The organism is Psychrobacter sp. APC 3281, assembly GCF_030407815.1.
Classification (GTDB): Bacteria; Pseudomonadota; Gammaproteobacteria; order Pseudomonadales; family Moraxellaceae; genus Psychrobacter.
The window spans coordinates 60,504-86,338 of record NZ_JASDCS010000006.1 but is presented as its reverse complement, the minus strand read 5'-3'; the positions used below and the strand labels follow the sequence as shown (position 1 = coordinate 86,338).

Below are 25,835 nucleotides of genomic sequence, written 5' to 3'. Positions count from 1 at the left end.
CGCGAAAATATTATAATAAATAAATTGCGGCAAATGACCAATACAGCTCACACCCAATAGGAATATTGTCATGAACTTAAGTAACCATCAACTTAACGTCGCTGCTATTCAAATGAACAGTCAGCAGAATGTTGAGAATAATCTAGCAGATATCAAAGCCGCTATCACAGATGCACAAGGCCAAGGGGCTGAGCTCGTTGTATTGCCTGAGAACTGCTGTAGTATGGGACAGCAATCTGCTACTGCTGAGCGTTTTGACGACTTATCAGCGACGATAGCAGATTACGCCCGCACCGCTGGCATCCATGTACTAGCAGGCTCGTTACCCTGCCATTATCGCCCTGATGGTACTGTCGTTCCTGATGGTAGATTGCGCCAAGTGAGCCAACTGTTTGCACCAGATGGCACCCGCGTCGCACGCTACGACAAGATTCATCTGTTTACCGCAACTGTGGCTGATAAGCATGGCAGCTATAACGAAGCGGCGACCTTTGAGCCAGGTACACAGACCGTAATTGCGCCACTAGCAGTAGGCAGCACAGTCTATCAACTCGGCATGATGGTATGTTTTGATTTGCGTTTTCCAGCATTGGCGCAGCGTCTGCGACAAGCCGGTGCTGAACTATTGAGTGCACCTTCTGCCTTTACGTACTTGACTGGACAAGCACATTGGTCGCTACTGTTACGAGCGCGTGCTCTAGATAGTCAATGTATGGTCATTGGCGCTGCACAAGGTGGTGATCATCTCTATAAGGATGGCAGCACCCGTCAGACATGGGGACATGCAGCTATCACAGCGTTTGATAGTAGTATTATCGCAAGCTACGACGATAGCGAACTGGATAAACAATATGCCGTCATCATGGCGTCATTAGACAAACAAGCGCAAGAGCAAGGCCGCCAAAAACTACCTATTTTTGATTGCCATCGTTTGGCATAGATCATGGAATTCGGTGGATTTCGTGCCTAATTGCTAGGGCAGTTCTTCATTTTGAGCATGAGTTGCTCTAGGATGGGCGCGATCATAAACCTGCGTTAATTTTGCAAAATCAACGTGGGTATAAATTTGCGTGGTGCTAATATCACTATGCCCAAGCATCTCTTGTACGGCGCGCAAGTCACCACTGCCTGACAGCATATGTGATGCAAAACAATGACGCAATAGATGGGGATACATGTTTTGGGCAATACCCGCGCGAGTAGCAGCGACTTTTAAACGCTGCTGCACTGCCCGTGTTGATAACCTGGTACCGAGCTTTTCACTGATGAACAATGCGCTATCCATCTGCTCTACCCACAGGTTGCGATGTGGTAAGTAGCGACTAATCGCTTCTGCGGCTTTTATCCCTAATGGCACTAGGCGTGTCTTATTGCCTTTACCCGTAACTCGTACCCGTAAGTCAGACAAATCTACATCTGCCATATCGAGTGCAACCAACTCGCCAACTCGCAAGCCACTACTATAGAGCAATTCGAACATAGCCTTGTCGCGTAACCATAAGCGTGCTTGCTCTGGTGTATCAGGAATCTCTTGATCGAGTAGCTGAGTCAGTAAATCGACATCAGCAATAGAAGGCAGTGGTCTAGGACTACGCTTAAGCTGATAACCAGTGGTTGGGTTGATACGTGCTAGCTCTTCTTCAATCATCCAACCATAGAAATGCCGAATCGCAGACAGCTCTTGCTGGACACTGGCAAGCGCCAACTTATCTTCATCAAGACGTTGACTGATATGCTGGGCAAGTTGCCGTTTATCACAGCGTGTCCACGTTAGACGCTTACCACGTAAAAATAACGCCAGTTGATTTAAACCAGCAAAATAAGCGGTCAGAGTATGCGGCGAATGGTTGCGCACAGACAACGTATTGAGCCAACGATACACAGGTGCGAGTAGCTCTCGTAAGGCAGCGTCTGACTCTATATTGGCGGCTAGCTCAGTAGACAGCCAAGGTGCTGAGCTAGCCGCTCGGCTTTCCTTATTGGTAGACATAACCATATTAGAACCTTCCTTGGTATTTATACGATTGGCCTAACAACAGCTATCAGCCTTCAGCATTGGGTTTAAGCCCCGCTTGTGCCATCAGGCCATCTGGACTAAATACACCTTCATAAACGAAAGCGGTCGGACCCGTCATCGTAACTGAATAGCCTGGCTGCCACTTGATAATCATACTGCCACCATATAGCTGTGCGCGAACTTCCTCACCCTCATCAAGCCAGCCTTCACGTATACCAACGGCTACTGCTGCACACGCGCCTGTACCACAAGCTTGCGTTTCACCCACTCCGCGCTCGTACACACGTAGACGAATGTGGCGCTGATTCATCACCTGCATAAAGCCCACATTGACGCGGTCTGGAAATGCAGGATGCGACTCAATTGCCTTGCCTAAAATCTCAACTTCGGCATCGAGTACGTCATCGACTTTTATCACAGCGTGCGGATTGCCCATATTGGCAACGTACAGCTGTACAGGTGTGCCATTTACATCAAGATGATAGGTGTTTTGGATTTTGGTCGTCGCTCTTGGGCTAAATGGAATCTCATCTGGCTCAAATTTAGGCTTGCCCATATCGACATCTACCCAACCGTAACGATCAGTAGTCAGGGAAATAATACCGCTAGCCGTCTCAACGCGTAAACGCTGCTTAAATGACAGTTTACGTGCTTGTACAAAACGTGCGAAACAACGCGCGCCATTGCCGCATTGTTCGACTTCGGTGCCATCAGTATTAAAGATACGATAACTGAAATCGACATCAGGGCGCATGGGTGGCTCAACCACGAGCAATTGATCAAAGCCAATGCCTAGGTGACGATCGCCCAATAACTGCACCAAATCCTTGGTCAAATCTAGACGCTGGGTCACTAAATCAATGACCATGAAATCATTACCCAACCCATGCATTTTAGTAAACTCTATTAGCATATCTTTGATGTCCTATCCTATTTTTATGTATGCCTTATCTTAGCACGCTGTCAGATACAATCATAATAATACCAATCCCAAAAAATACGATCAGCGGTGTCAAACTTGTTTAGTCTACAGTGAGTAGTACTTACACTCGTTTTCCTTGCTACTCTAATTTTTGTGAATGGTGTTGCCTTCAACTAAAGGCGTGCCTTCAAATAAGAATCAGCTTTAATTAAAAAACACTTTCCTCAAAATCCAGTCATAAAAAAACCCATTGTCATTATCACAATGGGTTCTCTTCAATTATCAAATACGGCGATAGTTTTGGCTCGTCTTTAATAATCTTATTGCGCCTGCCACAACGCTTCATCTGCATATAATGCTTCAATCGTTTCGCGCTTGCGGATTAGCTGATGACTATCGCCTGACACCATCACTTCGCTAGCACGCGGGCGTGAGTTATAGTTACTACTCATGGTAAAGCCGTAAGCACCTGCGCCCGTAATGGCCAGTACATCGCCTGTGGCCAATGATAGTAGGCGGTCTTTTGCCAAGAAATCACCCGTCTCACAAATCGCGCCAACGATATCCCACGGCTGCGTACCATCCGTATCGATACCAGCACTAGGTAACATACTTGGAATCACCGCCATCTCAGCTTGATATAAAGCAGGACGAATCAAGTCATTCATAGCGGCATCAACGATCGCAAAATTCTTATGCTCAGTTGGCTTGAGTACGTCAACTTGAGTTAATAGCACGCCAGCATTGGCAACGATACTACGACCCGGCTCGAAGAACACAGTCAAGCCAAGTTCACTAAGTTTTGGTAATAAGGCTTGGGCAAACTCATCGATAGATACAGGCGTCTCATCAATATAGCGCACACCTAAACCGCCGCCCAAATCAATATGCTGCAACTCAATACCAGCGTCACGCAGGCTATGTATCAGCTCAATAACTTTATCTAATGCTGCAACAAATGGCTCTACTTCAGTCAATTGCGAGCCGATATGACAGTCAATACCAACGATGTCGATATGTGATAAATCGGCCGCTTGCTGATAGACCGCTAGTGCGTCTTCGTGAGTGATACCGAACTTGTTGTCTTTAAGACCTGTTGAGATATACGGATGGGTTTTGGCATCGACGTTAGGGTTGACGCGTAACGAGATTGGCGCAGGCTTATTAAGTGACTTTGCCACTTCATTGATTAAAGTCAGCTCGCTGATAGACTCAACATTAAAACAGCCGATACCTTGAGTCAGCGCATATTCGATATCACTATACGTTTTGCCAACGCCTGAGAATACCACACGTGATGCTGCGCCACCTGCGGCTAACACACGCATCAACTCACCGCGAGAGACAATATCAAACCCAGCGCCTGCCTGTGCCAAGACACCAAGCACGGCAAGGTTAGAGTTTGCTTTTACGGCATAGCATACTTGATGATTCAGACTGGCGAAGCTATCAGTATAAGCTTGATAAACGTCCAATATTGCTTGCTTTGAATACACGTAGCATGGTGTGCCATATTGTTTTGCTAGCTCATCAATACTGACCTGCTCCATATACAATGCATCGCCGCGATAGCTTAACGCTGGCAAGTGAGCACTTAAAGCTTTCGGGTCAACATATAGCCCTTGCTCAGTTTGGATAGTAACGGATTCGCCAGTAGTAGAATCGGTTAAGTCAGCAGGTAGTTCAGAATGACTCATATAAACATCTCTAATATAATCAGATTATCAAGGGTGAAAATTAAATTTAGGTAGCAAAGCTATTTAGTCAATCAGGCAGTGAAGAATCGACAGTTAGTTAAACAGTCAATTAACCATCACCTAACCGCTATCTACGGGCTCCGCTTAGCAACTATTAGCCTAGTAATTAATAGCTTGGCAATTAATAGTCGTTGGGGTCAGTACTAGGCTCAGGTAGCACCATTTGCTCTTCTAGGTAGCGGTTTTTTTGATAGTTATCATCGTCGATACCCGCAAAGGCTGCATCTTGTGGATGGCTAGTACTATCCAATACAGACGCACTGCCCTCTATCGTTTGACTACTAGAGTCTGCCAAATATAGATCGCCTTTTTGCCCGCAACCTGACAATCCTAGCATAACCACACTGCCAATAAATAAAGTGGCAACAGCCTGACGACTGGTACGAGCGAATGAGCTAGCATGCTTGGCTGCTGAGGGGCTGTGTATAGTAGACATATAATAGATAACCTGTGAGCTTACGACGGCATAATGGCGATAGTAAATCGTGATAAATAAAAAACAAACGGACAGCCAAACCAGCAGTTAAAGCACTGTCGTTATGACCATTTTCATCATAGCATTATTACATAAAGCTGTACGGATACTGAATATGATTGGTGAATAAATTTGCGTGATGTTGGATATTTTCTAGAACATTAGTCGAATTTTTATAGTAATATCGTCTGCGAGCTTAGATATGAATGTATGACATATGGGTTTCTCGACAATATTTCTTACAATTTCGTGAGTCATAGCACTGCTATGTAGCCCATACAAGTTATCCACTTATAGTTCTACAACTCATTGAATATAATTGATTTATTTTACATTTAGCCATTTATTAATCACATATTTTAAACCTTGCCCCTGTCGTGGTGTAGAAACAAAAATGTGTTACATTATATTCCCAGTTTGCGGCGGCAATAGGATGCTAGCCTGAGATGCATACGCATTACCTCATAAGCATGGATGCATAGCACTGTCAGAAATAGTAGCCCAAGTATAAACAAAATCGCCAATATGCTTGCTTGATATGATCAGCATAGATATGGCTTATTTTTATTTACTCGGCGGTTATCAACTTCATCAATTCCATATAATAATGACATCATGTCTTAGTGAATTTTACTACAGCGTTTGAGATATCAGCGATGTAGCATTTGATGATAATAAAACAGGACGTGGCAATAGACGTCTTTTTTGTATCGAACGAACGATATAATTGATTTGCCCTTTATAAAAACCAATCTAAGGATAGAGTATGAGCGCCAACCTAAGTACCACTTTTGATGATAAGAACAGTGACACATCAACCCTAACCAGCCCCACTTTAGTCCTCAACTGCGGTTCGTCTTCTATCAAATACGCGTTGATCAGCGATGACAACTCTACTCGTATCACCGGTCTTGCCGAAAACTTAGGTCTCGATACAGCCCGTATCAAACACACCACGCTAAATGGCGATAAATTAGAGATCTCTATTCCTGGTGGTAGTCACAAACTCGCCCTGCAAAAAATCCTAGAGCTATTAGAGCAATATCATTTCATCGCAGTCGGGCACCGTGTGGTACATGGCGGCCGTGAATACTCTCAAGCTGTTCGCGTTGATCAGCATGCGTTAGAGGAAGTGAAACGTCTAAAGATATTGGCTCCACTACATAATCCTGCAAATGCTTTGGGTATTGAAGCGGTTCAAGCTATTTATCCTGATATCCCACAAGTTGTGGTATTTGATACCGCCTTTCACCAAACCATGCCGCCTGTCGCTTTCCGCTATGCGTTGCCAAAATATCTATACGAAGAGCACAAAATCCGTCGTTATGGCTTCCATGGTACGTCTCATGCTTATGTCTCAGAACGTGCTAGCCAAATCACTGCAGCAAAAGGTCCTCATGGCTGGATAACCGCGCATCTAGGCAATGGTTGCTCAGCAACCGCCGTATATGATGGCAAAAGTCTCGATACCAGTATGGGTCTGACCCCGCTTGAGGGACTGATGATGGGCACACGTAGCGGCGATGTCGACCCAAGCTTACATATGCATCTAAAGCGTCAGCTCGGTATTAGTCTAGAAGAAACGGATAAGATGCTGAATAGTGAAAGCGGTCTGCTTGGTATTTCTGGCCTATCAAATGACTTACGTACTATTGAGCAAGCTGCGAGCGAAGGCCATAAAGATGCGCAGCTCGCCATTGAGATGTTCTGCTACCGCGCTGGTAAATACCTCGCCAGCTTAAGCTGTGCACTGCCTGAGTTTACCGGTATTGTATTCACAGGTGGTATCGGTGAAAACTCTGTCACCACGCGCGCAAGCATTTTAGCCGTCATGCGTCATTTCGGTATCAAGATGGACGCTGAAAAGAACGCTGGATTGTACGGTGGTCAAGAAGGCAGCTTCCAAGCAGAAGGTAGCAGTGTCGAGCTGTGGGTTATACCAACAGACGAAGAATACCGCATCGCTCAAGAGACTCGTCAAGCATTGAACTTAGTATAAGACGATTGATCATAATGCCTAGCGCTTATCGTTCTAGACGCTTATAAAAAGCTGAGAACAAATAAGGTAAAGCGCTTGGTGTTTTTATACTGCATTTCTTATGCTGCTCAAAATGACTCGACGTCTAAAATAAAATAAATTGTAGGACACATTATGCAAACCATTTTACTTGTTCCCATTAGTCGCGGTATCGGTGTGACATCAGCCGCGCTAGGGCTAATCCGTGCCTTTGATTATAACGGTATCAAAGCGGGCTTTATGAAGCCGTTTTTGCAAGATGATACGCTAGACAAACAACACAGTTTAGACAGCTCAAGCGCATTGACCATGCACGCATTTGGCCTAAATCCGCCTGACTCTATCAGCCGTCAACACGTCGAACGTATGCTAGGCGATGACAATCTTGATGACTTGATGGAAGAAGTGATTGCCAATTTTCATACGATCGATGATGGTCATGACGTGATTATCTGTGAAGGTCTGGTGCCAACCACTGAGACCTCTTATGCGTCACAAATCAACCGTGCACTTGCTCACGCGCTAGACGCCAAGATTATATTTGTCAGTACCGCTGACATCAGTAAACCTGCCTATTTAGCAGACAAACTGGATGTCCATGCCCGTGAGTTTGGCGGGGTAATCGATTCACGGACGCTAGGCGTGATATTGATGCGGGTACAAGACGTGCCGAACACCTTTGATAATCAACCTGTCGCGCCGGGTGAGGCCGTTGTCAGCTTAGATCCGAACTTCCTGCAAGAGGTTCAGCGTCTATCGCCTTCGTTCAATACCGAAGTGTTCCGCCTTATCGGGGTTGTCCCTTTTAGTGACTCTCTATCTGTGCCCCGCACATGGGATATCGCAACAGAGCTCGATGCGACTTGGCTAAATGTTGGCGAAGCAAAGACACGTCGTATCAATCGTATCAGCCTAACCGCTCGTTCAGTGGCGCGCGTCAACGAAGTCTTTAAGCGTGGTACGTTAATGGTCGTGCCTGGCGATCGTGATGACTTGCTATTGGCTGCTGGATTGGCCTGTATCAATGGAATTCCATTGGCAGGTCTAGTATTAACAGGTGGCATCACCCCAAGCGATACAGTTGCTGAGCTTTGGCAATCAGCGCTCAAAACTGGCATCCCTGTCATGAGTGTCGAAAGCGACAGCTACGAGACAGTACAGAGCCTGATGCATATGAGTTCTGAGATTCCAAGTGATGATACAGAACGTGCTGATGAAGTGGCTCGTTATGTGGCGGCGCATTTGGATCTAAGCTGGATTAAAGAATACTTCAGCCGCAATCATGAGCCGCGTCTGTCACCATCAGCGTTTCGTCATCAATTGGTCAAAAAATCACAACACGCCAAAAAACGTATCGTACTGCCAGAAGGCGCGGAACCACGTACGGTTGAAGCTGCCTGTATCTGTCAGAGTCGTGGTATCGCCAACTGCGTATTACTTGCTAAACGTAGTGACGTTGAGCAAGTGGCAAAAAACCGTGATCTAACGCTACCTGAAGGGTTAGATATCATCGATCCTGATAACCTCGATATGAGTAAATATATCGCCGCTGTCGTAGAGCGCCGTAAAGGTAAAACCACTGCGGAAGTCGCTGCTGAATATCTAAAAGACACAGTCTATTTAGGTACTATCATGCTCCAACTAGACGAAGTCGATGGTCTGGTCTCAGGTGCGATTCATACTACTGCCAATACAGTACGCCCAGCATTCCAGCTGATCAAGACCGCGCCGCAATATTCGCTCGTGTCGTCAGTGTTCTTTATGCTGTTGCCTGAGCAAGTGGTCGTCTATGGTGATTGTGCGATCAACCCAGATCCTAACGCTGAGGAGCTGGCAGAGATTGCCATTCAATCAGCACAGTCTGCTGCTGCTTTTGGTATCGATCCAAAAGTTGCGATGATCAGCTACTCTACTGGCTCATCAGGCGCAGGCGCGGATGTCGAAAAAGTCGCCCGTGCAACCCAAATCGTTCGTGAGCGCGCACCAGACCTCAAAGTCGACGGCCCGCTGCAGTATGATGCGGCGTCTGTCATGAGCGTCGGTAAACAAAAAGCACCTGACTCACCTGTCGCTGGACAGGCCAATGTCTTTATCTTCCCTGACCTCAATACTGGTAACACGACGTATAAAGCAGTACAGCGCAGTGCCAACGTCGTCAGTGTCGGCCCTATGCTACAGGGTCTGAATAAACCAGTGAATGATTTATCACGTGGTGCCTTGGTCGACGATATCGTCTATACCATCGCGTTAACCGCTATCCAAGCGTATAGCGATTTAATTTAATCGCTGTAAGACTTAACCGTTAAATTCCTATACAAAGCCGACTATCATTATGATGGTCGGTTTTTTATTGGTGCTCTATGACAGACAGTGGTGACAGATGCTCATCTGCCCTCTACAATAGCGCTATCATCAAATTATTTACCCTAAAAAGGCCAGACAGTAAAAGAGCAAGGTGCATCGACGACCACGTGCGCCCTATCTACTTTTATACATTTATTTATGCCAAATACGAGCAACAGCCCTCAAGAGAAAACACCTGCACCTGCCATTCGTGCCTATCTTGGCGGCTCGTTCGATCCCGTACATAATGGTCATTTAGAAGTCGCGATGTCGGTCTATCAACACCTACTGCCAATCGCCAAGCAGCAACAGCGCACACTGCACGTGTCCTTATTGCCCAATGCACGCTCGCCATTTAAGACACAAAGTACAGATGCTAATCATCGTTTAACGATGTTAAAGCTGGCGACAGAGAATACACCGATACAGATCAATGAGCTGGAGCTATGGCAAGCGCCGCCTGTCTATACGATCGACAGTGTACGCACATTGAGGCAGCAGTACCCTAATGACAATTTGATATTTATCATGGGTATGGACAGCGCCCATAGTTTGGATAAATGGAAAGATGGATTGCGTCTCACTGACCATGTCAATCTATGGGTATTTAATCGTCAGAGCAGTACCGATGTGAGTGATGGTATTAGCGAAAAATTTTCTGACAGTATTATATCTTCTAAAAATAATATAGCGACTACGGAAGATGTTAATTTCTTAAAATCGCAATTGCCGTTGTCGTTGCAGCCCCATGTAACAGACTCACCTATCGAGCTATTAACACCAACTATTCGACATTCGTCAAATAGCTTAAACTCAAACAGTACTAATCCAAATAGCACTGATCCAAATAGCACTGATCCAAATAGCACTGATCCAAATAGCACTGATCCGACTAGCACTGACTTAAAAAGCACTGACTTGAAAAACGCCATTCAAGGACGCATTTATATAGATTCGCGACCTATTACTGCGGTATCAAGCACACAAATACGTGAACAACTACAGAAACTAGACGATCAAACAAATAAAATGCCAGTCGCTCAACGGCAAATCGCATCTATAGCATCAATAAATGATATCATTAGCAATACTGAATCTAATCCATTAGCTAAATGGCTAAATCCTGCTGTTTATCAATATATTATCGCCCATCAGCTATATTCTGCTGCTCAATTCCGTTAAAATCGCCTTATCTATGTCATTTTGCCTATCCTGTCTCTATGCGTGACTGACAACATATGATCAGTCGGATAAGACAAATTGACGTTTTACCCCTTTATTTTACATATTTACGATTCAAGAGATTAAAATTTATGACCAACACCATGACTGCAGAACGCCTAACAGAATGCTTGACCCTAGTACAAAGCGCTTTAGATGATATGAAAGCAAAGAACATCACTGTAATGAATGTAGAAGAGTTGACTGACGTAACAGAGCGCATCATCATCGCTGATGGTACCTCAAAGCGTCATGTACGTGCGATGGCTGATAGCGTCGGCGCTGAAGCTAAGCAAGCTGGTTTTATGCCACTTGGCCGTGAAGGCGGCATCGATTCTGACTGGACGTTGATTGATTTGGGCGCGGTTGTCGTCCACATGATGACGCCGCAAGCACGTGAGTTTTATGACCTAGAAGGCCTATGGTCATCACCTGAGCAGTTGGCTGAGCTAGTTGCTACGCCGCGCGAAAAGAAAACTGCGGGTCGTCGTAACAAAAACAAATAAGCTTGTCAGTGACGATGTTCGCTCAAGATTAAGAAACGCTCCATCAAAAAGACCAGAATACTTATTCTGGTCTTTTTTTATGTAAATTTTATGGTGCTGAACCAGTATAATCAGATACATCATTGAGTACAGATAAGCTCATTTCATATTAATAGTTATTAGCCACTAATATTAAACCGCCAAAATTAAGCCGCCTTCGCCTATTCATTTTACCTATTAGGAAACCTTATGAGCGCAGAATCGAACACGTCATTACCTGAGCAAACACTAACAGACTTTAATCAAGACCTGCCCCTACATATCGCTACCCTCACTTGTGTCCGCGCTGGCAAGTCTATGCCATTTGCCCGTGAAGAAATGAGCGCCATTGATAAAGCACCTATCAAAGCTCCTGTCACTGTCAATTTTATGGGCCTCGCCACTGATGAACAGGCTGACCGTAAGCATCATGGTGGCCCATTCAAAGCCGTGCATCAGCTAGCGACTGCGACGTATGCAAAAATCAATGCAGAATTCGGTTTAAAGGTTCGCGTCGGTACATTGGGCGAAAACCTTACGACTGAAGCTGTCGGTGGTTTGCCTGAAATGACCGAATCTACGGTTTGCATTGGTGATGTTTTTCAATATGGTGGACATTTTGAAAATGGCCAAGATAACAGTAATGATGGTGATAGCGTTCAACTACGTATCGTCCAACCACGCCGCCCCTGCTACAAAATTAATGATCAAATTGGCCAATTTACCAAAGTACCAAATATCGCGGCATGGGTCAGCAAGCAAGGTATCTCTGGCTGGTACTTCCAAGTTGTACGCGATGGCCTTATATACGCTGATTTACCCGTGTATTTGGTTGAGCGCCCTTATCCGTTTGCGACACTAGAGACGCTATGGCAACTGTCCAACTCAAAAGGAAAGTTTGATGCCAATGTGATTGAACCGTGGCTCGCGATTGACTGTTTAGAGGACAGTTGGAAAAAGGTTCTGGCTAAAAAAATCCAACAGGATTGAAAAGGTAACACTCAACAAAAACCTTTAATATGACTTTTCTACTTATAAAAGATAGCCACTACCCTGCGTAATGGCGTCACAAGGTTTTTCATGTTCTATGTCAGCTCCATAATAAACACTCTCTCCTTCTCTTTCTCCATCTTTGATCGTGAAGGAGCACTCCATGAGTGAAAAGACAGAAAGTATCAGCTACCTACAAGCGATAGCGATTAGTGTTGGTGCAATTATCGGCTGGGGTGCGTATGTCATGCCAGGCGATTTGTTTTTACCACAGTCACAGCTATTAGGCTCTTCTGTCGCTATTATTATCGGTACTTTAGCCATCTATATGGTTGCACGTGCCTATATTAATTTGCTGACCCAAACGCCAGAAAACGAGTCAGGCGGTATCTATTGGATTGAAAAATATATCAATCGCAAGCATGCCTATATCTATGGTTGGGGCGTTACGATAGGCTATATTTCTATTATCGCGCTCAATATATCAGCCGTCGCTTTGCTACTGCGCTATCTGTTACCTAGCGGCTTACAATTAGGTTATCTGTATACGATTGCTGGTTGGGAAGTCTACGCCAGTGAAGTTTTCCTATGCAGCGCGGCTATTATTTTGTTCAGTTATATCAATCTAAAAGGCGTACGAGTCGGCGCAAAAATCCAACTCTATATTGCCCTCTTTATGATTCTATCAGTCACCGCGCTGTTTTTTGCCTCGCTTTGGATGACACCAACGAGCCAAGTATTTTTGCCAACTGATATGTCTAGCGGCTCTATCACCAGTCTGGCATGGTTACCTATCTTGGCCGTTATGCCGTGGGCGTATGTCGGTTTTGAGACCACACCGCAGATTTCAAAAGCTATTAGCGATTCAAAAACCAAGACCAAAAGCATTATCCTAATTTCACTTATCGCCGGTGTGTTGTTTTACTTTTTAATCAACTACTTTACCGCGCTAAACATGAGCTTTGACTATCAAGCAATCAAAGACAGCCACTGGGCGACAGGTGAAGGCATAGACAATCGGATTGGTAGCATCGGTATTTGGCTGCTATCGATCGCTATGATTGGCTCGATAATGAGCGGTATCAACGGCTTTATATTGTCATCGGTTAAGCTCTTAGAATCTATGGGCGATACCTCATTATTGCCCAGTATATTTACGGATAAACACAACCAATTCAGTAAGCAAAAAACCGTTATATTGATATGCTTGGTATGCCTACTCTCTCCTTGGCTAGGTAGAAACTACCTACTCGATATCGTGACAATGGCGTCCTTGGGTATAACCGTTGGCTTCGCTTATGTCACGACCGCTGACCTAATTAATGAGCGAAAAAAGAAACAGGCAGGTTTGCTAAATTATCTCTCTGTATTAATCAGTGTGGTCTTTATATCGCTATTACTGCTACCATTTTCACCAGCAGCGCTGTCATTTAATGCTTATGTCTTGCTAGGATTTTTTATTCTGCTTGGGGCAATTGGTTATAAAAAAATCGCAGTCAATCCTAACGTTTATTAAACATAAATAGCATTTGCTAGTTGGGCACGATAAACATCAAACGCAAACGATGCTATATGCTATAACCGCAACTCTTCCTATATAGAGCACTTCATGGCAAAAAATATTTCTTCGATTGCATTGGTATCAGTACTAGTATCATCCTCTATGCTATTGCTCGTTGGCTGCGTATCAACGACAGCGCCGCGTTATGTCATCGATAGCGATAGCTACCAAGCGACTGGCAAAAGCGAGCGCATTAAAACCATCGTCTTGCACTATACGGTTTCAGATAATGAGCGCTCGATAAAGACATTGACCACGGGTAATGTGAGCGCGCATTATCTAGTATTAGACAATGATGACAATAAAATCTATAACCTAGTACCAGAGAGCGAGCGCGCATGGCATGCAGGTGATGGCGGCTTTGCAGGACGGACGATATTAAACGATACCTCTATCGGTATCGAGATCGTCAATGGCGGCATCAAGCCTGAATATCGAGACGCGCTAAAAAATGGCACGCTCGACTATCATCCTTATGAGCATTATGTGGCATTTGATGAATTGCAGATTAAAAAAGTCGCACAACTGGTGCAGGATATCGCCGCGCGCTATGACATCTCACCAAAGAATATCATCGGTCACTCCGATATGGCACCCTCGCGCAAGATAGACCCCGGTGCAAAGTTCCCGTGGGAGCGACTGTATTTCGATTACGGTATCGGCGCTTGGTATGATGAGTTTGATAAGCAGTTCTTTATGAATCAAAATGGATTTGCGTCGGCCACGATACCTGAAATCAAGCAAGCGTTTCGTAAATATGGCTATCAAATCAACGACACTGATATATGGGACAAAGCCAGTCGCGATGTCATCTATGCGTTTCAGCTGCACTTTAGAGCGCAGCAACCAACGGGGAATATGGATAGCGAGACCTATGCGATATTGCAGGCACTAAATAAGAAGTATGCTGGTCGGGATGATTTTTATTAAAGAATACAGGCTATCAGGAGACATAAGCCATGAATAACTCTCAAAAAAATGAGCAAGACGACCTACAAAAGTATCTAGAAGTAAAAGCCAGACAAGAGCAGGATCAGAAAAAGAAAGAGGAACAAGAACCTGAGCCACTTTCTGCCTATGATGCCTGTGTGCTAAAGGAAAGCGCCAAGATTCATGAGTTGATCGCTGAGGCTCAGAAGCGTCCCAAAGATGACTAACTGGATAGACGGTATTTACCAATACTTAGCAATCAAGAATATATAAATGCGCAAGTTGACGTCTTATGTTTTGAGACATAGCTAAGCCGCTATGAAACCAATACCACAACTAAACAACGCTATATCACTTTATAAAAGAAGGCCTATCTACCGACTATTTAGGCTATTTATTGCGATAGGCTAATGATAAAATCACCGCTCACAGGGTTATAGATAGTATCACTGCTCACACCATCTCGTTGGCTTCCCGCCTCTTTAGTTTTATCGTTGATTTTAATGATGGCTAGGATGCTGCACGGCTTTGATAGCTTGGCTTTGATAACTTGATTCTATGACCAGTCCCAATATCTCTATTATCAAATGAACACCAATAATACTAAAAAAGGAATATTTATGTATCAAGCTTTTCAAAAACACCTACAACAAGAAATTAGCGATATACGCGAGGCAGGACTATATAAAAACGAGCGCGTTATCACCTCTCCGCAAGATGCACTCATCAAGATCGCCGATGGCCGTGAGATGCTTAACTTCTGTGCCAATAATTACCTTGGACTGTCTGACCATCCTGAGATTAAAAAGGCGGCGATCCAAGCCATTGAAGACTCAGGTTACGGCATGTCATCGGTGCGTTTTATTTGTGGTACGCAAGATTTGCATAAGCAATTAGAAGCAGCGATCTCTAAGTTTTTTAATACCGAAGATACGATTCTTTATGCGGCCTGTTTCGATGCCAATGGCGGTGCCTTTGAACCACTGCTAACTGCTGAGGATGCCATTATTTCTGATTCGTTAAATCATGCTTCAATCATCGATGGTGTACGCCTGTGTAAAGCCGCACGTTATCGCTATGCAAATGCAGATATGCAAGATTTAGAAACGCAATTGCAAGCGGCGCAAGCACAGCGTTTTCGTTTGATTGTCACCGATGGTGTGTTTTCAATGGATGGTAATGTAGCGCCGATGGATGAGATTTATGCGTTGGCACAAAAATATGATGCCATGGTCATGATTGACGAATCACATTCAGCAGGCGTGGTCGGTCGCACTGGTGGCGGCGTGACTGAATTGTTTGATCTACGTGGCGATATTGAGCTGATCACGGGTACTTTAGGCAAGGCATTTGGCGGTGCTATTGGCGGCTTTACCACGGGTAAAAAAGAAATGATTGAGATGCTGCGTCAACGCTCACGCCCGTATCTATTTTCAAATTCTATTCCTCCTATGGTGGCTGCCGCTGGGGTAAAAGCGTTTGAAATGCTATCGCAAGACAATACCTTACAAGACCAATTGCATGAAAATACCGCCTATTTTGTGAAGCAGATGCAAGATGCAGGCTTCGATATCAAGCCTACCGAATCGGCAATCTGTGCGGTGATGCTCTATGACGCCAATGTCTCGCAACAAATGGCAGACGCATTGCTTGAAGAAGGCATTTATGTGATTGGTTTCTTCTATCCTGTCGTGCCAAAAAATGAGGCTCGCATTCGTGTGCAGCTCTCTGCTGCTCATACTCGCGAGCAGCTCGACCAGTGTATCGCTGCCTTTATCAAAGTCGCCAAGCAAATGAAGGTAATTGATTAAGCATCATTCAGAACTTATCTAAATTCAATAATTAAGTACAACACAGTTAAATAAGAGAAAAGTATGAAAGCACTGGTTAAAGCTCATGCCGAAAAAGGCATCTGGATGCAAGATATGCCAGAACCAACAGTCGGTATCAATGACGTTAAAATTAAAATTAAAAAAACCGCCATCTGTGGCACAGATTTGCACATTTATAAATGGGATGAATGGTCACAAAAGACCATAAAAACGCCAATGATCATCGGACACGAATACGTCGGTGTCATTAGTGAAATGGGCGATGGCGTCAAGCATCTTGAAGTAGGTGACCGAGTCACAGGCGAAGGCCATATCGCTTGCGGGCATTGCCGTAACTGCCGACGTGGTAAGCTACATGTGTGCGAAAACACTATCGGCGTGGGCGTTGACCGTGATGGCGCGTTTGCCGAATATTTGGTGATACCTGCCGATAATGTCATCAAACTCGATGAGCGTATCAGCGATGAGATGGCCGCCATTATGGATCCCTTTGGCAATGCCACTCATACCGCATTATCATTTCCTGTCCTTGGTGAAGATGTACTGATTACGGGTGCAGGGCTGATTGGTTCAATGGCAACCGCGATTTGCCGATTCGCAGGGGCGCGTAATATTGTGGTCAGCGATATCAGCGATTATCGTCTAGAGCTTGCCAAAAAAATGGGCGCGACGATGACCATCAACCCAGCCAAAGGTGAAACCATCGAAGGCGCTATTGATACGTTAAAAATGCACGGCTTTGATATTGGGCTTGAGATGTCAGGCTCGCCTCAGGCCTTTGATTCGATGATTAGTAACATGTATAACGGCTCTAAAATTGCACTCTTGGGTATTTTGCCTAACACCACCACGGTGGATTGGAGCAAGATTATTTTTAAGGCGTTAACCCTAAAAGGTATTTATGGCCGTGAGATGTGGGAGACGTGGTATCAGATGGAGCAAATGCTGATCAGCGGTATTGATCTGTCGCCCATCATTACCCATCGCATGCACATTGATGACTTTCAAGAAGGCTTTGATATCATGGAAAGTGGGCAATGCGGTAAGGTAATTTTAAGCTGGGATTGATTTTGGCGATTTAGCACTTGATGAGCCATGGTTAGCTTTTACATTGTCACGACTGATAAAACGGTACTGATTTCAGTGCCGTTTTTTTTTGGATATTAAAAAGCGATGAGAGAGAGATAAAGGATGAATAGTTAGGTGAAAATATTTTTATCCGCTAATCATGCGTTTACGGTAAAATCAACCTATGTTGATAAATGATGCAAAACTAAAACGTCTTACTTAAAAGATAATAAAAGGGACTTACCATGAGCGCAGGATTAGTCAAACATCTAAGAAAGAAAACTGATGAAGACAGCAATACTAAAATATTGATGTCGCAATGGGAGTTTGATGAAAAGCTCGTCGGTAAGTCGCTCGAAAATGTTGGTAGTTATTACCCACACTTTAGTAGTCATAACGAATCGCACTCACAGCAAATACTCGTCAATATAGAACGTCTACTTGGTAACAACATTGAAAAGCTGACAGCAACAGACACATGGTTAATATTGGAAGCGGCTTACTGGCATGATATCGGTATGTTATTTAATGCTGATGAAGTTCAAGATGTCATTGAAAATGAGCATTTTAAAGACTACGTTGAAGAGCTTGCTAACAACAATGTTCAAGACTTACATGAGTTTGCCAAAGTATGGCATAACGACGGTTGGGAAGCTGCCCTTGTTCATTATGACAACCCATACAAAGGCGTTGAAAAATATCGTCAGATGGTTGCCGAATGGTATCGGCGTGACCACCCCGCCAATTCCGAAAGAGTGGTTTTAAAACCATTTGAAAAGCTGAATATTAGCTCTCCACGTACTGAATTACTTCCAAATCGTATTTATCGCTATCTCGCTCAAATCTGTTTATCTCATGGCAAAAGTTTCAACTACGTCATGAAAGACTTACCTTTTCGCCAGACAGGTATGGGTACAGAAGATTGTCATCCTCGTTTCGTCGCTTGCTTACTTCGCTTAGGTGACTTGTTTGATATCGATGACAATCGCTTTTGCCCTGTTATGGCAAGACAAGTTGGTAATATGCCGTCTTTTAGCGAAACGCATAAAAATAAGCATCAAGCTATCCGAGAATTTCAGTTAGATAATGAAACGGTAAGCGTAACGGCTATTTGTAGTACTGAGATGGCATATATTGAATGTCGAAACTGGTTTGACTGGATCAAAGAAGAAATTCAAAACCAAATGTCACAGTGGAAGAATATCGTGCCTAGTCGTGATTTTGGTTTGCTTCCGACTATAAATAAACTCGATGTTGAAATGGATGATTCAAAGGTACTGTTAGATGGGAAACCTATGAAGTTTGCGTTGGATGAAAAGAATGTAATTGATTTATTGCAAGGTAACAATTTATATAATGGTGTAGATGATGTTGTAAGAGAAATTATACAAAATGCTATCGATGCTACATTATTAAGAGTATGGATAGATTCTAGGGCTGATGAGAGTAGGCGAAAAATACTAGAACAAGGTAACCCTTATGATAGCGAAGTTCGTAAAATTTTTGATGATCACTCGATTATTGTGAGTCTAGATTTTATTGAAACTACGAAAAATTACGAAAATATTTGGAAGCTTTGTATTAAAGATTCTGGTATCGGTATTAGTTTAAAAGATCTCAAATATATGCAGTATATGGGAGGTTCGGATAAAAACACTGAAAAAAAGAAAATTATTAATGGCATGCCACAATGGATGAAGCCTTCAGGAGCTTTCGGTATAGGAATGCATAGCGTATTTTTGTTAAGTAGGAAAAATCCAGAAGAATACCAGCATCTCAGATTTACAACTAAAAGTATAATTAGCAATGAATCTATTGAAATAAAACTTAACTCTCCTTTAAGTACAGACAATGGCTATTGCTTTATTAGTCAGTTAGATAAGAATAGTAAATATATCCCCTATGGCACTCGAACAGAGTTATTCCTTAAAACTGAACTAAATTTTTCATCTGATATTGTCACCAATATTTCTAAAGAAGCTAACTCTATATTAATTGAATTAAAAAATTCATTATCTAATATCTTTATTAATACAATTCCAAAAATATCTTTTAAGGATATAGATATTTCATGGAAGAAAGATATGGCAAACGAGATATTGGACCAAGTATACGATATAGAAGAAAACTATAAACCAATTAGCGATATAGCTTGGTTCAATTACAAAAATTATAGTTTTGCTATACAGGTATATGTGCCAGAAACTATATGTAGTAATGACTTTGGGTATGCTTATAGTTATTCCTTTAGAGGACAGGAGATACCCATCTATAGGGAAAACGTTTATCTTGTTCACTCTTTTAAAAATGCTAGTGTTTATATAGATATTTACGGGAATGCTAAAGAATTTCTAAATATCTCTAGGAACGATTGGAATAATTATGATCTACTCGACGACTTGATAGTCGAGGTAAAAAAAATATTTGAAAATACGAACATTACACAAGATAATATGGGAAAAATTATCTACGGTTTCGAGTATGATAAAGATTTAGGCTTTAGTATCATAAATAATGAAGTAAATGATAAGGATATAGATAAAAAAGACATAGAGAAACTAAAGTTTAATGATGATATATACATTAGTGATATTCTTAAGGAAGAGGTGTTTATACTTGGAAACCCTAAACCATCAAGTGTACTAATAGAACTACTCAAACGTGAGCAAGTATTTAGTAGCATAAAGTCTTTCAATAAGATCAACGATATATATCGTAAAGGAACATTAGACTATTTCCTCAAGAATAATTTTCTAATATACAAAATTAACTTTTCTGGGAAATTAGATAACTACAGTAATAATGATACATTGTTGTTTTGTAAGCCAGAGTGTTTTGAAAGCATGAAAATAAAAAATGCGCTATGGGTAGATGATGACAATGTTGCTATTTTTTCTCCTATCACTACAAACTCAATTGTAGAGAATTCAGATCAAATCTATCTCGCTGAAGATTATAAATTTATTGATGAGATAAAAGAACTTGATAAGCTATCTAAAGAGGATACAATTTATATAAGACCAACTTACGATGACTATCATTTGTTTTATAACTTCAAAGATCTCGAAATTATGATTCCTGAGCCTTACTCATATGCTCTACACAAACTCTACGAACAAAGAGGAATAATATTTCCGTTTTACTTTAAATCTAATGAAATAATATTTCATGACTTCAAATTGCTGTGTAATTTTGTTAAGAATAAAGCTATGAATGCTGATATATCAATATCAGATATTGAAATGAAATACAAAAGCCTAATAGGTTATGTGAGGGAACTGACAAGAGGATGCCCTAAATGGGATGAATTCTTTAGTAATAATGATTTTTAGTATTAAGAAATTAAAAACTATTGGGTATCACAAGATCCACACTTACCCTAGACACTCAAATCTTAAACACAAAAAAGGTGAGCCTAAGCCCACCTTTTTCATTTGTAGAACAGTACTCTAAACTAACTTAGTTAATCTTAACGAAGTAAATCAAAGCACCAAAACACCCTATATATTACTCAGCTCTTTTAACGCCGATAGCGCCTGCTCCGCCTTATCATCCGTCACAAATATATGGTCATGATAGTAGGCAGCGATCACATTGGCACTGATACCCTTTGAGGTCAGCTTAGTTGCTATTGCTGCGGTTAGACCTACTGCTTCTAGGCTTGAATGCACCGTCAGAGTGATTTGCCGAAACACGCCCTCATACTGTAAACCTGCCTCATCAGCGTTGTCTTTTGTTAAAACCAGAGTCAACCCTTCTGTCTCCATAAACGTCGCGATTGGCGCTAAGTTTACATATTCTGCTAGCTGCCCTGTGACGGTACAAAACACAAATGACTCATCAACCAATGCTGGCTGCATCGAACTCAATAGCTCATTGATATCTGTAATTCCTGACATGTTGTTCTTCCTTATTTTGCTTAATGCTAGTCTTTGTTAACCGTGATTTTAGCATGGGTGTCATTATTTATATCCGTGAAAACACGATATAAACACTAACCTTTATTTCCAAACACTCAACTATTAAACACAAAAAAGGTGAGCCTAAGCCCACCTTCTTATTTTAAACGACAGCTATCTCAAACTATAAGCAATTACTAGAGGTCTGAGTAGCGACTAGCGCAACCAAGCACGAGCGTTACGGAACATACGCATCCACGCGCCGTCTTCGTCCCACTCTTCTGGTTTCCAGCTATGGTTATAGGCTTTTAGGTTACGCTCAGGATGCGGCATCATGATAGTAACGCGACCGTCGGTGCTACATAGACCCGTGACACCGCCGAGCGAACCGTTTGGATTGAGCGGATACGTCTCAGTTGGATGACCTTGGCTATCGACATAACGCATCGCAAGCTGACCGTGTTTTGCCATACCATCAATTTCGTTGTTGTCTAATGTGGCATAGCCTTCTCCATGCGCCACAGCGATAGGTAAGATGCTGTCTTGCATGCCTTTGAACAGGATCGACTTGGTACGCTCAATTTTTACGTTGACCGTACGCGCTTCAAAACGAGCTGATTTGTTGGCGACGAAACGTGGGAAGTTTTCCGCACCTGGGATGAGGTCTTTTAACTGAGCCATCATCTGACAACCGTTACAGACACCTAGTGAGAAGGTATCAGGACGGGCAAAGAAGCGGACAAACTGCATGCGTAGCTCGTCATGGAACAGGATAGAGTTCGCCCAGCCAGAGCCAGCGCCCAGTACATCACCATAACTAAAGCCACCACAAGCGACCAGACCGTCGAAGTCACGTAGATTGATGCGACCACTGAGTAGATCACTCATGTGTACATCGACCGCTTCAAAGCCAGCTTGGGTAAAGCCTGCTGCCATCTCTGTCTGACCATTGACGCCTTGCTCACGCAAGATAGCAACTCTTGGTTTACTCTCGCGACTGGCTAAGTATGGTTCTTCAACTTTTTGATTGAGATCAAAGTTTGGCGCAGCGATTAGGCCTTTATGGCTCGCGTCGCTAATCAAGTCATACTCTTGCTGTACGCACGCTGGGTTATCGCGGCGACGCGCAATTTGATAGCTGACCTGCGTCCATGCTTGCTGTAATTCAGTACGGCTAAAGCGTAGAGTGTCATCACCCATGAGCGTTGGCGTTTGGATCAGTAGGCTGTCTTCTTCACTGCTTTGACCGACGAGGCTGAGCATATCGCTGACGTCAAACTCTTCTGCCAACTGCATGAGAGCGGCGACGTTTTCTGGCAATACTTGGATGACCGCACCCAGCTCTTCGCTGAACAACTGACCGAGTAAATTATCGTCATTTAATGACAGCTTGATACCTTGACGGCTGGTAAACTGCATTTCTGCGATAGTTGCCAACAGACCGCCATCACCGATATCGTGATAGGCGCTGATGACGCCTTGCTCATTACCCGCTTGAATAAAGTTAAAGAAGTCGACCAAATCACTTGGCTGCGCTAAATCTGGACAGTCGTTGCCTAGTTGGCTAAGCGTTTGCGCAAGGATTGAACCACCTAGACGCAATTTACCTTTTGACAAGTCAATACGGTAGAACGCGCTGTCGCCATTGATTAGCTCAGGGGTTAGCGTTTTTGCCACATCAACGACAGGGGCAAACGCAGTCACGACCAAACTCATTGGCGACACAACTGATTTGTCTTGGTTGTCGCCATTGTCGTTAGCATTGTCAGTCCAGTTGGCACGCATCGATAGCGAGTCTTTACCGACTGGGATAGCGATACCGAGTGCTGGGCATAGCTCTTCGCCAACGGCATGTACGGCATCGAACAAGGCAGCATCTTCTACGTCATCACCACACGCAGCCATCCAGTTCGCCGACATAGTGATATCAGACAATTGAGCGATACGTGCACCAGCGATGTTAGTAATCGCTTCACCGACCGCTAGACGCGCCGAGGCTTTTGGACTGATAAGCGCAACAGGCGTACGCTCGCCGACACTCATTGCTTCGCCAGTCATTGGCTGACCATCCAGCGCCACTAAGCCAGAAGCCGTTACCGCACAATCTGATACAGGCACTTGATAGCGACCCACATACTGATCACGTACGACCATACCCGTGATAGAACGGTCACCAATGCTAATCAAAAATGATTTGCTCGCCACGGTTGGGTGACGCAATACATCGGTGATTGATTCAGCTAGATTCACATCATCAAGCTCTAATGCGGGCAACGTGCTCTCAGTACGCTCAAAGCTGCGTTGCATTTTCGGTGTACCACCGAGCAGTACTTGCATCGGCATATCGACTGGTTGCTCAGTTAATAGCTCATCATCAACGATTAACTGACGAATATCGGTTGCCTCGCCCAAGATGGCATATGGGCAGCGCTCACGGGCACAGATCGCATCGAATTGATCTTTGCTCTCTGGGCGAATCGCTAGCACATAACGCTCTTGCGCTTCGTTTGACCAGATGGCCATTGGCGACATACCAGCTTCTAACGATGGAATCTTACGCAAGTTCAGATGCGCGCCCATTTCATGGTCATTGACCAGTTCTGGCATCGCATTAGACAGACCACCTGCCCCTACGTCATGTAGTGAGACGATTGGGTTGCCGTCTTTACTGTTATTGCTTACATCGACATCATTGCCCGCTAGTGCCCAGCAGCGATCAAGGACTTCTTGGCAACGACGCTCCATTTCAGCGTTATCGCGCTGAACTGAGGCAAAGTCTAAGCCTTCATCAAGGTCACCACTATCGACCGACGATGCGGCACCGCCGCCCAGACCGATTTGCATCGCAGGGCCACCAAGGACGATTAGCAAATCGCCTTTTTTGATTGCATTTTTTTCAATCAGGTTGCGTTTGATATTGCCGTAACCACCTGCCAGCATGATTGGCTTGTGATAGCCGCGCATCTCGCTACCGTCTTTTGCCGCAGAGGTATCTAGCTGAAAACTACGGAAGTAACCGCATAGATTTGGACGACCAAATTCGTTTGAAAAATTGGCACTGCCTAGTGGCGCCTCGGTCATAATCTCAAGGCTGGTTGCCATACGATCTGGCGTGCCATAATCCTGCGTGCTCAATTGACCTGACTGCTCCCACTTTTCGCTAAGCTCTGGGATATGTAGATGCGATACATGAAAACCTGCTAGACCCGCTTTTGGCTTACCGCCGCGACCTGTTGCGCCTTCGTCACGAATCTCACCACCAGAACCAGTCGCCGCACCTGAATACGGAGCAATCGCGGTTGGGTGATTGTGCGTCTCAACTTTCATCAAGATATCGATGTTTTCTTGATGGAATCCATAAGGATGGATTGAGTTGGCATCCATCGCATCCGTTGGGATAGGATAAAAACGCATACCATCAGACCCAGCCATCACAGCAGCGTTGTCTTTATACGCTGATAAGATACCTTGTGGGTTCGACTGGTAAGTGTTTTTGATCATTTGAAACAGTGACTTTGGCTGTACTTCGCCGTCAACGGTCCACTGAGCATTAAATATCTTATGACGGCAATGCTCTGAGTTTGCCTGTGCAAACATCATCAGCTCAACGTCAGTTGGATTACGCTTTAGCTCATTGACATAGGCATTCATTAAATAATTAATATCTTCACTTGATAACGCAAAGCCGAACTCGGTATTGGCCGACTCTAGCGCTGCCTGACCTTGTCCGATCACGTCGATATGATTCAGTGATGCTGGCGCTTGATCGTCAAACAATTTGCTGACATCGCTCAAGTCATAAACCAAGCTCTGAGTCATACGGTCAAACAATAACTGCTCGGCGTCTACTGGTAGTTTTTCGCCTGCGTCACCATCGACTGTTAACGTATAAACAACGACACGTTCAACACGATTAATCTCGATTTCACAGTTATTAAAGATATCTGTCGCTTTACTTGCCCATGGCGATATCGTACCAAAACGTGGCCCAACGATGACTTGTAGTTGGTTGTCTTGCGGCGCATTTAGCGTTGCTGACTGGTCAACCGCCAGTAAATCTAGCGCTTTTTTATGTTCATCACCAGATAACTCTCGTGATAGCACATACACTTGCTGTGTACTTATTTGACTGACATTTAGCTCGGTTTTTTGCTGAAACTGACTGATGAGTTGCTGCGTCTGAAAATCGGTAAGAAACGGTTGTCCGGCGATGGTCATCATAAAGGCATAATCCGTAAGATCAAGGCATCTCTGCCATGCTAAGTAAATGGTCTGGGTA

At 43.8% G+C, this 25,835-nt stretch carries 18 protein-coding genes; 12 read left to right on the top strand and 6 right to left on the bottom strand.

Features of this window, described 5'->3' with window-relative positions; translation table 11 throughout:
• Positions 1 to 70: 70 nt before the first annotated feature.
• Positions 71 to 940, top strand: a complete 870-nt coding sequence (locus tag QL886_RS05890) for a nitrilase-related carbon-nitrogen hydrolase (protein WP_290177972.1) — start codon at positions 71 to 73, stop codon at positions 938 to 940.
• Positions 941 to 973: 33 nt separating this feature from the next.
• Here QL886_RS05890 and QL886_RS05885 read toward each other — a convergent pair whose 3' ends face one another.
• The 4 genes from QL886_RS05885 to QL886_RS05870 form a co-directional block, all read right to left on the bottom strand.
• On the bottom strand, positions 974 to 1,996 hold the full coding sequence (locus tag QL886_RS05885) for a tyrosine recombinase XerC (protein WP_290177971.1): 1,023 nt from the start codon (positions 1,994 to 1,996) through the stop codon (positions 974 to 976).
• A gap of 46 nt (positions 1,997 to 2,042) precedes the next feature.
• Positions 2,043 to 2,930, bottom strand: coding sequence for a diaminopimelate epimerase (gene dapF / locus QL886_RS05880; protein WP_114701301.1), 888 nt, complete (start codon positions 2,928 to 2,930; stop codon positions 2,043 to 2,045).
• 329 nt (positions 2,931 to 3,259) lie between these two features.
• On the bottom strand, positions 3,260 to 4,489 hold the full coding sequence (gene lysA, locus QL886_RS05875; RefSeq protein ID WP_290178130.1) for a diaminopimelate decarboxylase: 1,230 nt from the start codon (positions 4,487 to 4,489) through the stop codon (positions 3,260 to 3,262).
• A gap of 328 nt (positions 4,490 to 4,817) precedes the next feature.
• Positions 4,818 to 5,132 (bottom strand): lipoprotein, encoded by a 315-nt coding sequence (locus tag QL886_RS05870; protein WP_057758119.1) that lies wholly within the window; start codon positions 5,130 to 5,132, stop codon positions 4,818 to 4,820.
• A gap of 805 nt (positions 5,133 to 5,937) precedes the next feature.
• On the opposite strand from QL886_RS05870, the gene QL886_RS05865 reads away from it, so the two are divergent.
• From QL886_RS05865 to QL886_RS05815, 11 genes are all read left to right on the top strand, one after another.
• Complete coding sequence (locus tag QL886_RS05865; RefSeq protein ID WP_290177970.1) at positions 5,938 to 7,170, top strand: acetate kinase; 1,233 nt, start codon at positions 5,938 to 5,940, stop codon at positions 7,168 to 7,170.
• Positions 7,171 to 7,323: 153 nt separating this feature from the next.
• Positions 7,324 to 9,471, top strand: a complete 2,148-nt coding sequence (pta, locus tag QL886_RS05860; protein ID WP_290177969.1) for a phosphate acetyltransferase — start codon at positions 7,324 to 7,326, stop codon at positions 9,469 to 9,471.
• 219 nt (positions 9,472 to 9,690) lie between these two features.
• Complete coding sequence (locus QL886_RS05855) at positions 9,691 to 10,713, top strand: nicotinate-nicotinamide nucleotide adenylyltransferase (protein WP_290177968.1); 1,023 nt, start codon at positions 9,691 to 9,693, stop codon at positions 10,711 to 10,713.
• Between the two features lie 131 nt (positions 10,714 to 10,844).
• Positions 10,845 to 11,258, top strand: a complete 414-nt coding sequence (gene rsfS, locus QL886_RS05850; protein WP_057758112.1) for a ribosome silencing factor — start codon at positions 10,845 to 10,847, stop codon at positions 11,256 to 11,258.
• A gap of 228 nt (positions 11,259 to 11,486) precedes the next feature.
• Positions 11,487 to 12,266: an MOSC domain-containing protein gene (locus QL886_RS05845; protein WP_290177967.1), complete on the top strand. Its 780-nt coding sequence runs from the start codon at positions 11,487 to 11,489 to the stop codon at positions 12,264 to 12,266.
• Positions 12,267 to 12,429: 163 nt separating this feature from the next.
• Positions 12,430 to 13,782 (top strand): APC family permease, encoded by a 1,353-nt coding sequence (locus QL886_RS05840; RefSeq protein ID WP_290177966.1) that lies wholly within the window; start codon positions 12,430 to 12,432, stop codon positions 13,780 to 13,782.
• 93 nt (positions 13,783 to 13,875) lie between these two features.
• Complete coding sequence (locus QL886_RS05835) at positions 13,876 to 14,757, top strand: N-acetylmuramoyl-L-alanine amidase (protein WP_290177965.1); 882 nt, start codon at positions 13,876 to 13,878, stop codon at positions 14,755 to 14,757.
• Positions 14,758 to 14,786: 29 nt separating this feature from the next.
• Entirely contained in the window at positions 14,787 to 14,984 is a 198-nt protein-coding gene (locus QL886_RS05830) for a hypothetical protein (RefSeq protein WP_290177964.1), read from the top strand.
• A 393-nt stretch (positions 14,985 to 15,377) separates the two neighbouring features.
• Positions 15,378 to 16,568, top strand: a complete 1,191-nt coding sequence (gene kbl / locus QL886_RS05825; protein ID WP_290177963.1) for a glycine C-acetyltransferase — start codon at positions 15,378 to 15,380, stop codon at positions 16,566 to 16,568.
• A gap of 63 nt (positions 16,569 to 16,631) precedes the next feature.
• Positions 16,632 to 17,657: an L-threonine 3-dehydrogenase gene (tdh, locus tag QL886_RS05820; RefSeq protein ID WP_290177962.1), complete on the top strand. Its 1,026-nt coding sequence runs from the start codon at positions 16,632 to 16,634 to the stop codon at positions 17,655 to 17,657.
• A 245-nt stretch (positions 17,658 to 17,902) separates the two neighbouring features.
• Complete coding sequence (locus QL886_RS05815) at positions 17,903 to 20,989, top strand: histidine kinase (RefSeq protein ID WP_290177961.1); 3,087 nt, start codon at positions 17,903 to 17,905, stop codon at positions 20,987 to 20,989.
• Positions 20,990 to 21,157: 168 nt separating this feature from the next.
• Here QL886_RS05815 and QL886_RS05810 read toward each other — a convergent pair whose 3' ends face one another.
• Together QL886_RS05810 and purL are read right to left on the bottom strand one after the other, a co-directional pair.
• A complete protein-coding gene (locus QL886_RS05810) occupies positions 21,158 to 21,556 on the bottom strand; it encodes an ACT domain-containing protein (RefSeq protein WP_290177960.1) in 399 nt (132 codons plus the stop codon).
• A gap of 216 nt (positions 21,557 to 21,772) precedes the next feature.
• The gene (gene purL, locus QL886_RS05805) at positions 21,773 to 25,777 is read right to left on the bottom strand and encodes a phosphoribosylformylglycinamidine synthase (protein ID WP_290177959.1); all 4,005 of its coding nucleotides are present in this window, start codon (positions 25,775 to 25,777) and stop codon (positions 21,773 to 21,775) included.
• Positions 25,778 to 25,835: the final 58 nt, after the last annotated feature.

Coding starts and splice junctions, on each gene's coding strand:
- QL886_RS05890 (WP_290177972.1), top strand. CDS start 71: ATGAACTTAAGTAACCATCAACTTAACGTCGCTGCTATTCAAATGAAC.
- QL886_RS05885 (WP_290177971.1), bottom strand. CDS start 1,996: ATGGTTATGTCTACCAATAAGGAAAGCCGAGCGGCTAGCTCAGCACCT.
- dapF (WP_114701301.1), bottom strand. CDS start 2,930: ATGCTAATAGAGTTTACTAAAATGCATGGGTTGGGTAATGATTTCATG.
- lysA (WP_290178130.1), bottom strand. CDS start 4,489: ATGGAGCAGGTCAGTATTGATGAGCTAGCAAAACAATATGGCACACCA.
- QL886_RS05870 (WP_057758119.1), bottom strand. CDS start 5,132: ATGTCTACTATACACAGCCCCTCAGCAGCCAAGCATGCTAGCTCATTC.
- QL886_RS05865 (WP_290177970.1), top strand. CDS start 5,938: ATGAGCGCCAACCTAAGTACCACTTTTGATGATAAGAACAGTGACACA.
- pta (WP_290177969.1), top strand. CDS start 7,324: ATGCAAACCATTTTACTTGTTCCCATTAGTCGCGGTATCGGTGTGACA.
- QL886_RS05855 (WP_290177968.1), top strand. CDS start 9,691: ATGCCAAATACGAGCAACAGCCCTCAAGAGAAAACACCTGCACCTGCC.
- rsfS (WP_057758112.1), top strand. CDS start 10,845: ATGACCAACACCATGACTGCAGAACGCCTAACAGAATGCTTGACCCTA.
- QL886_RS05845 (WP_290177967.1), top strand. CDS start 11,487: ATGAGCGCAGAATCGAACACGTCATTACCTGAGCAAACACTAACAGAC.
- QL886_RS05840 (WP_290177966.1), top strand. CDS start 12,430: ATGAGTGAAAAGACAGAAAGTATCAGCTACCTACAAGCGATAGCGATT.
- QL886_RS05835 (WP_290177965.1), top strand. CDS start 13,876: ATGGCAAAAAATATTTCTTCGATTGCATTGGTATCAGTACTAGTATCA.
- QL886_RS05830 (WP_290177964.1), top strand. CDS start 14,787: ATGAATAACTCTCAAAAAAATGAGCAAGACGACCTACAAAAGTATCTA.
- kbl (WP_290177963.1), top strand. CDS start 15,378: ATGTATCAAGCTTTTCAAAAACACCTACAACAAGAAATTAGCGATATA.
- tdh (WP_290177962.1), top strand. CDS start 16,632: ATGAAAGCACTGGTTAAAGCTCATGCCGAAAAAGGCATCTGGATGCAA.
- QL886_RS05815 (WP_290177961.1), top strand. CDS start 17,903: ATGAGCGCAGGATTAGTCAAACATCTAAGAAAGAAAACTGATGAAGAC.
- QL886_RS05810 (WP_290177960.1), bottom strand. CDS start 21,556: ATGTCAGGAATTACAGATATCAATGAGCTATTGAGTTCGATGCAGCCA.
- purL (WP_290177959.1), bottom strand. CDS start 25,777: ATGATGACCATCGCCGGACAACCGTTTCTTACCGATTTTCAGACGCAG.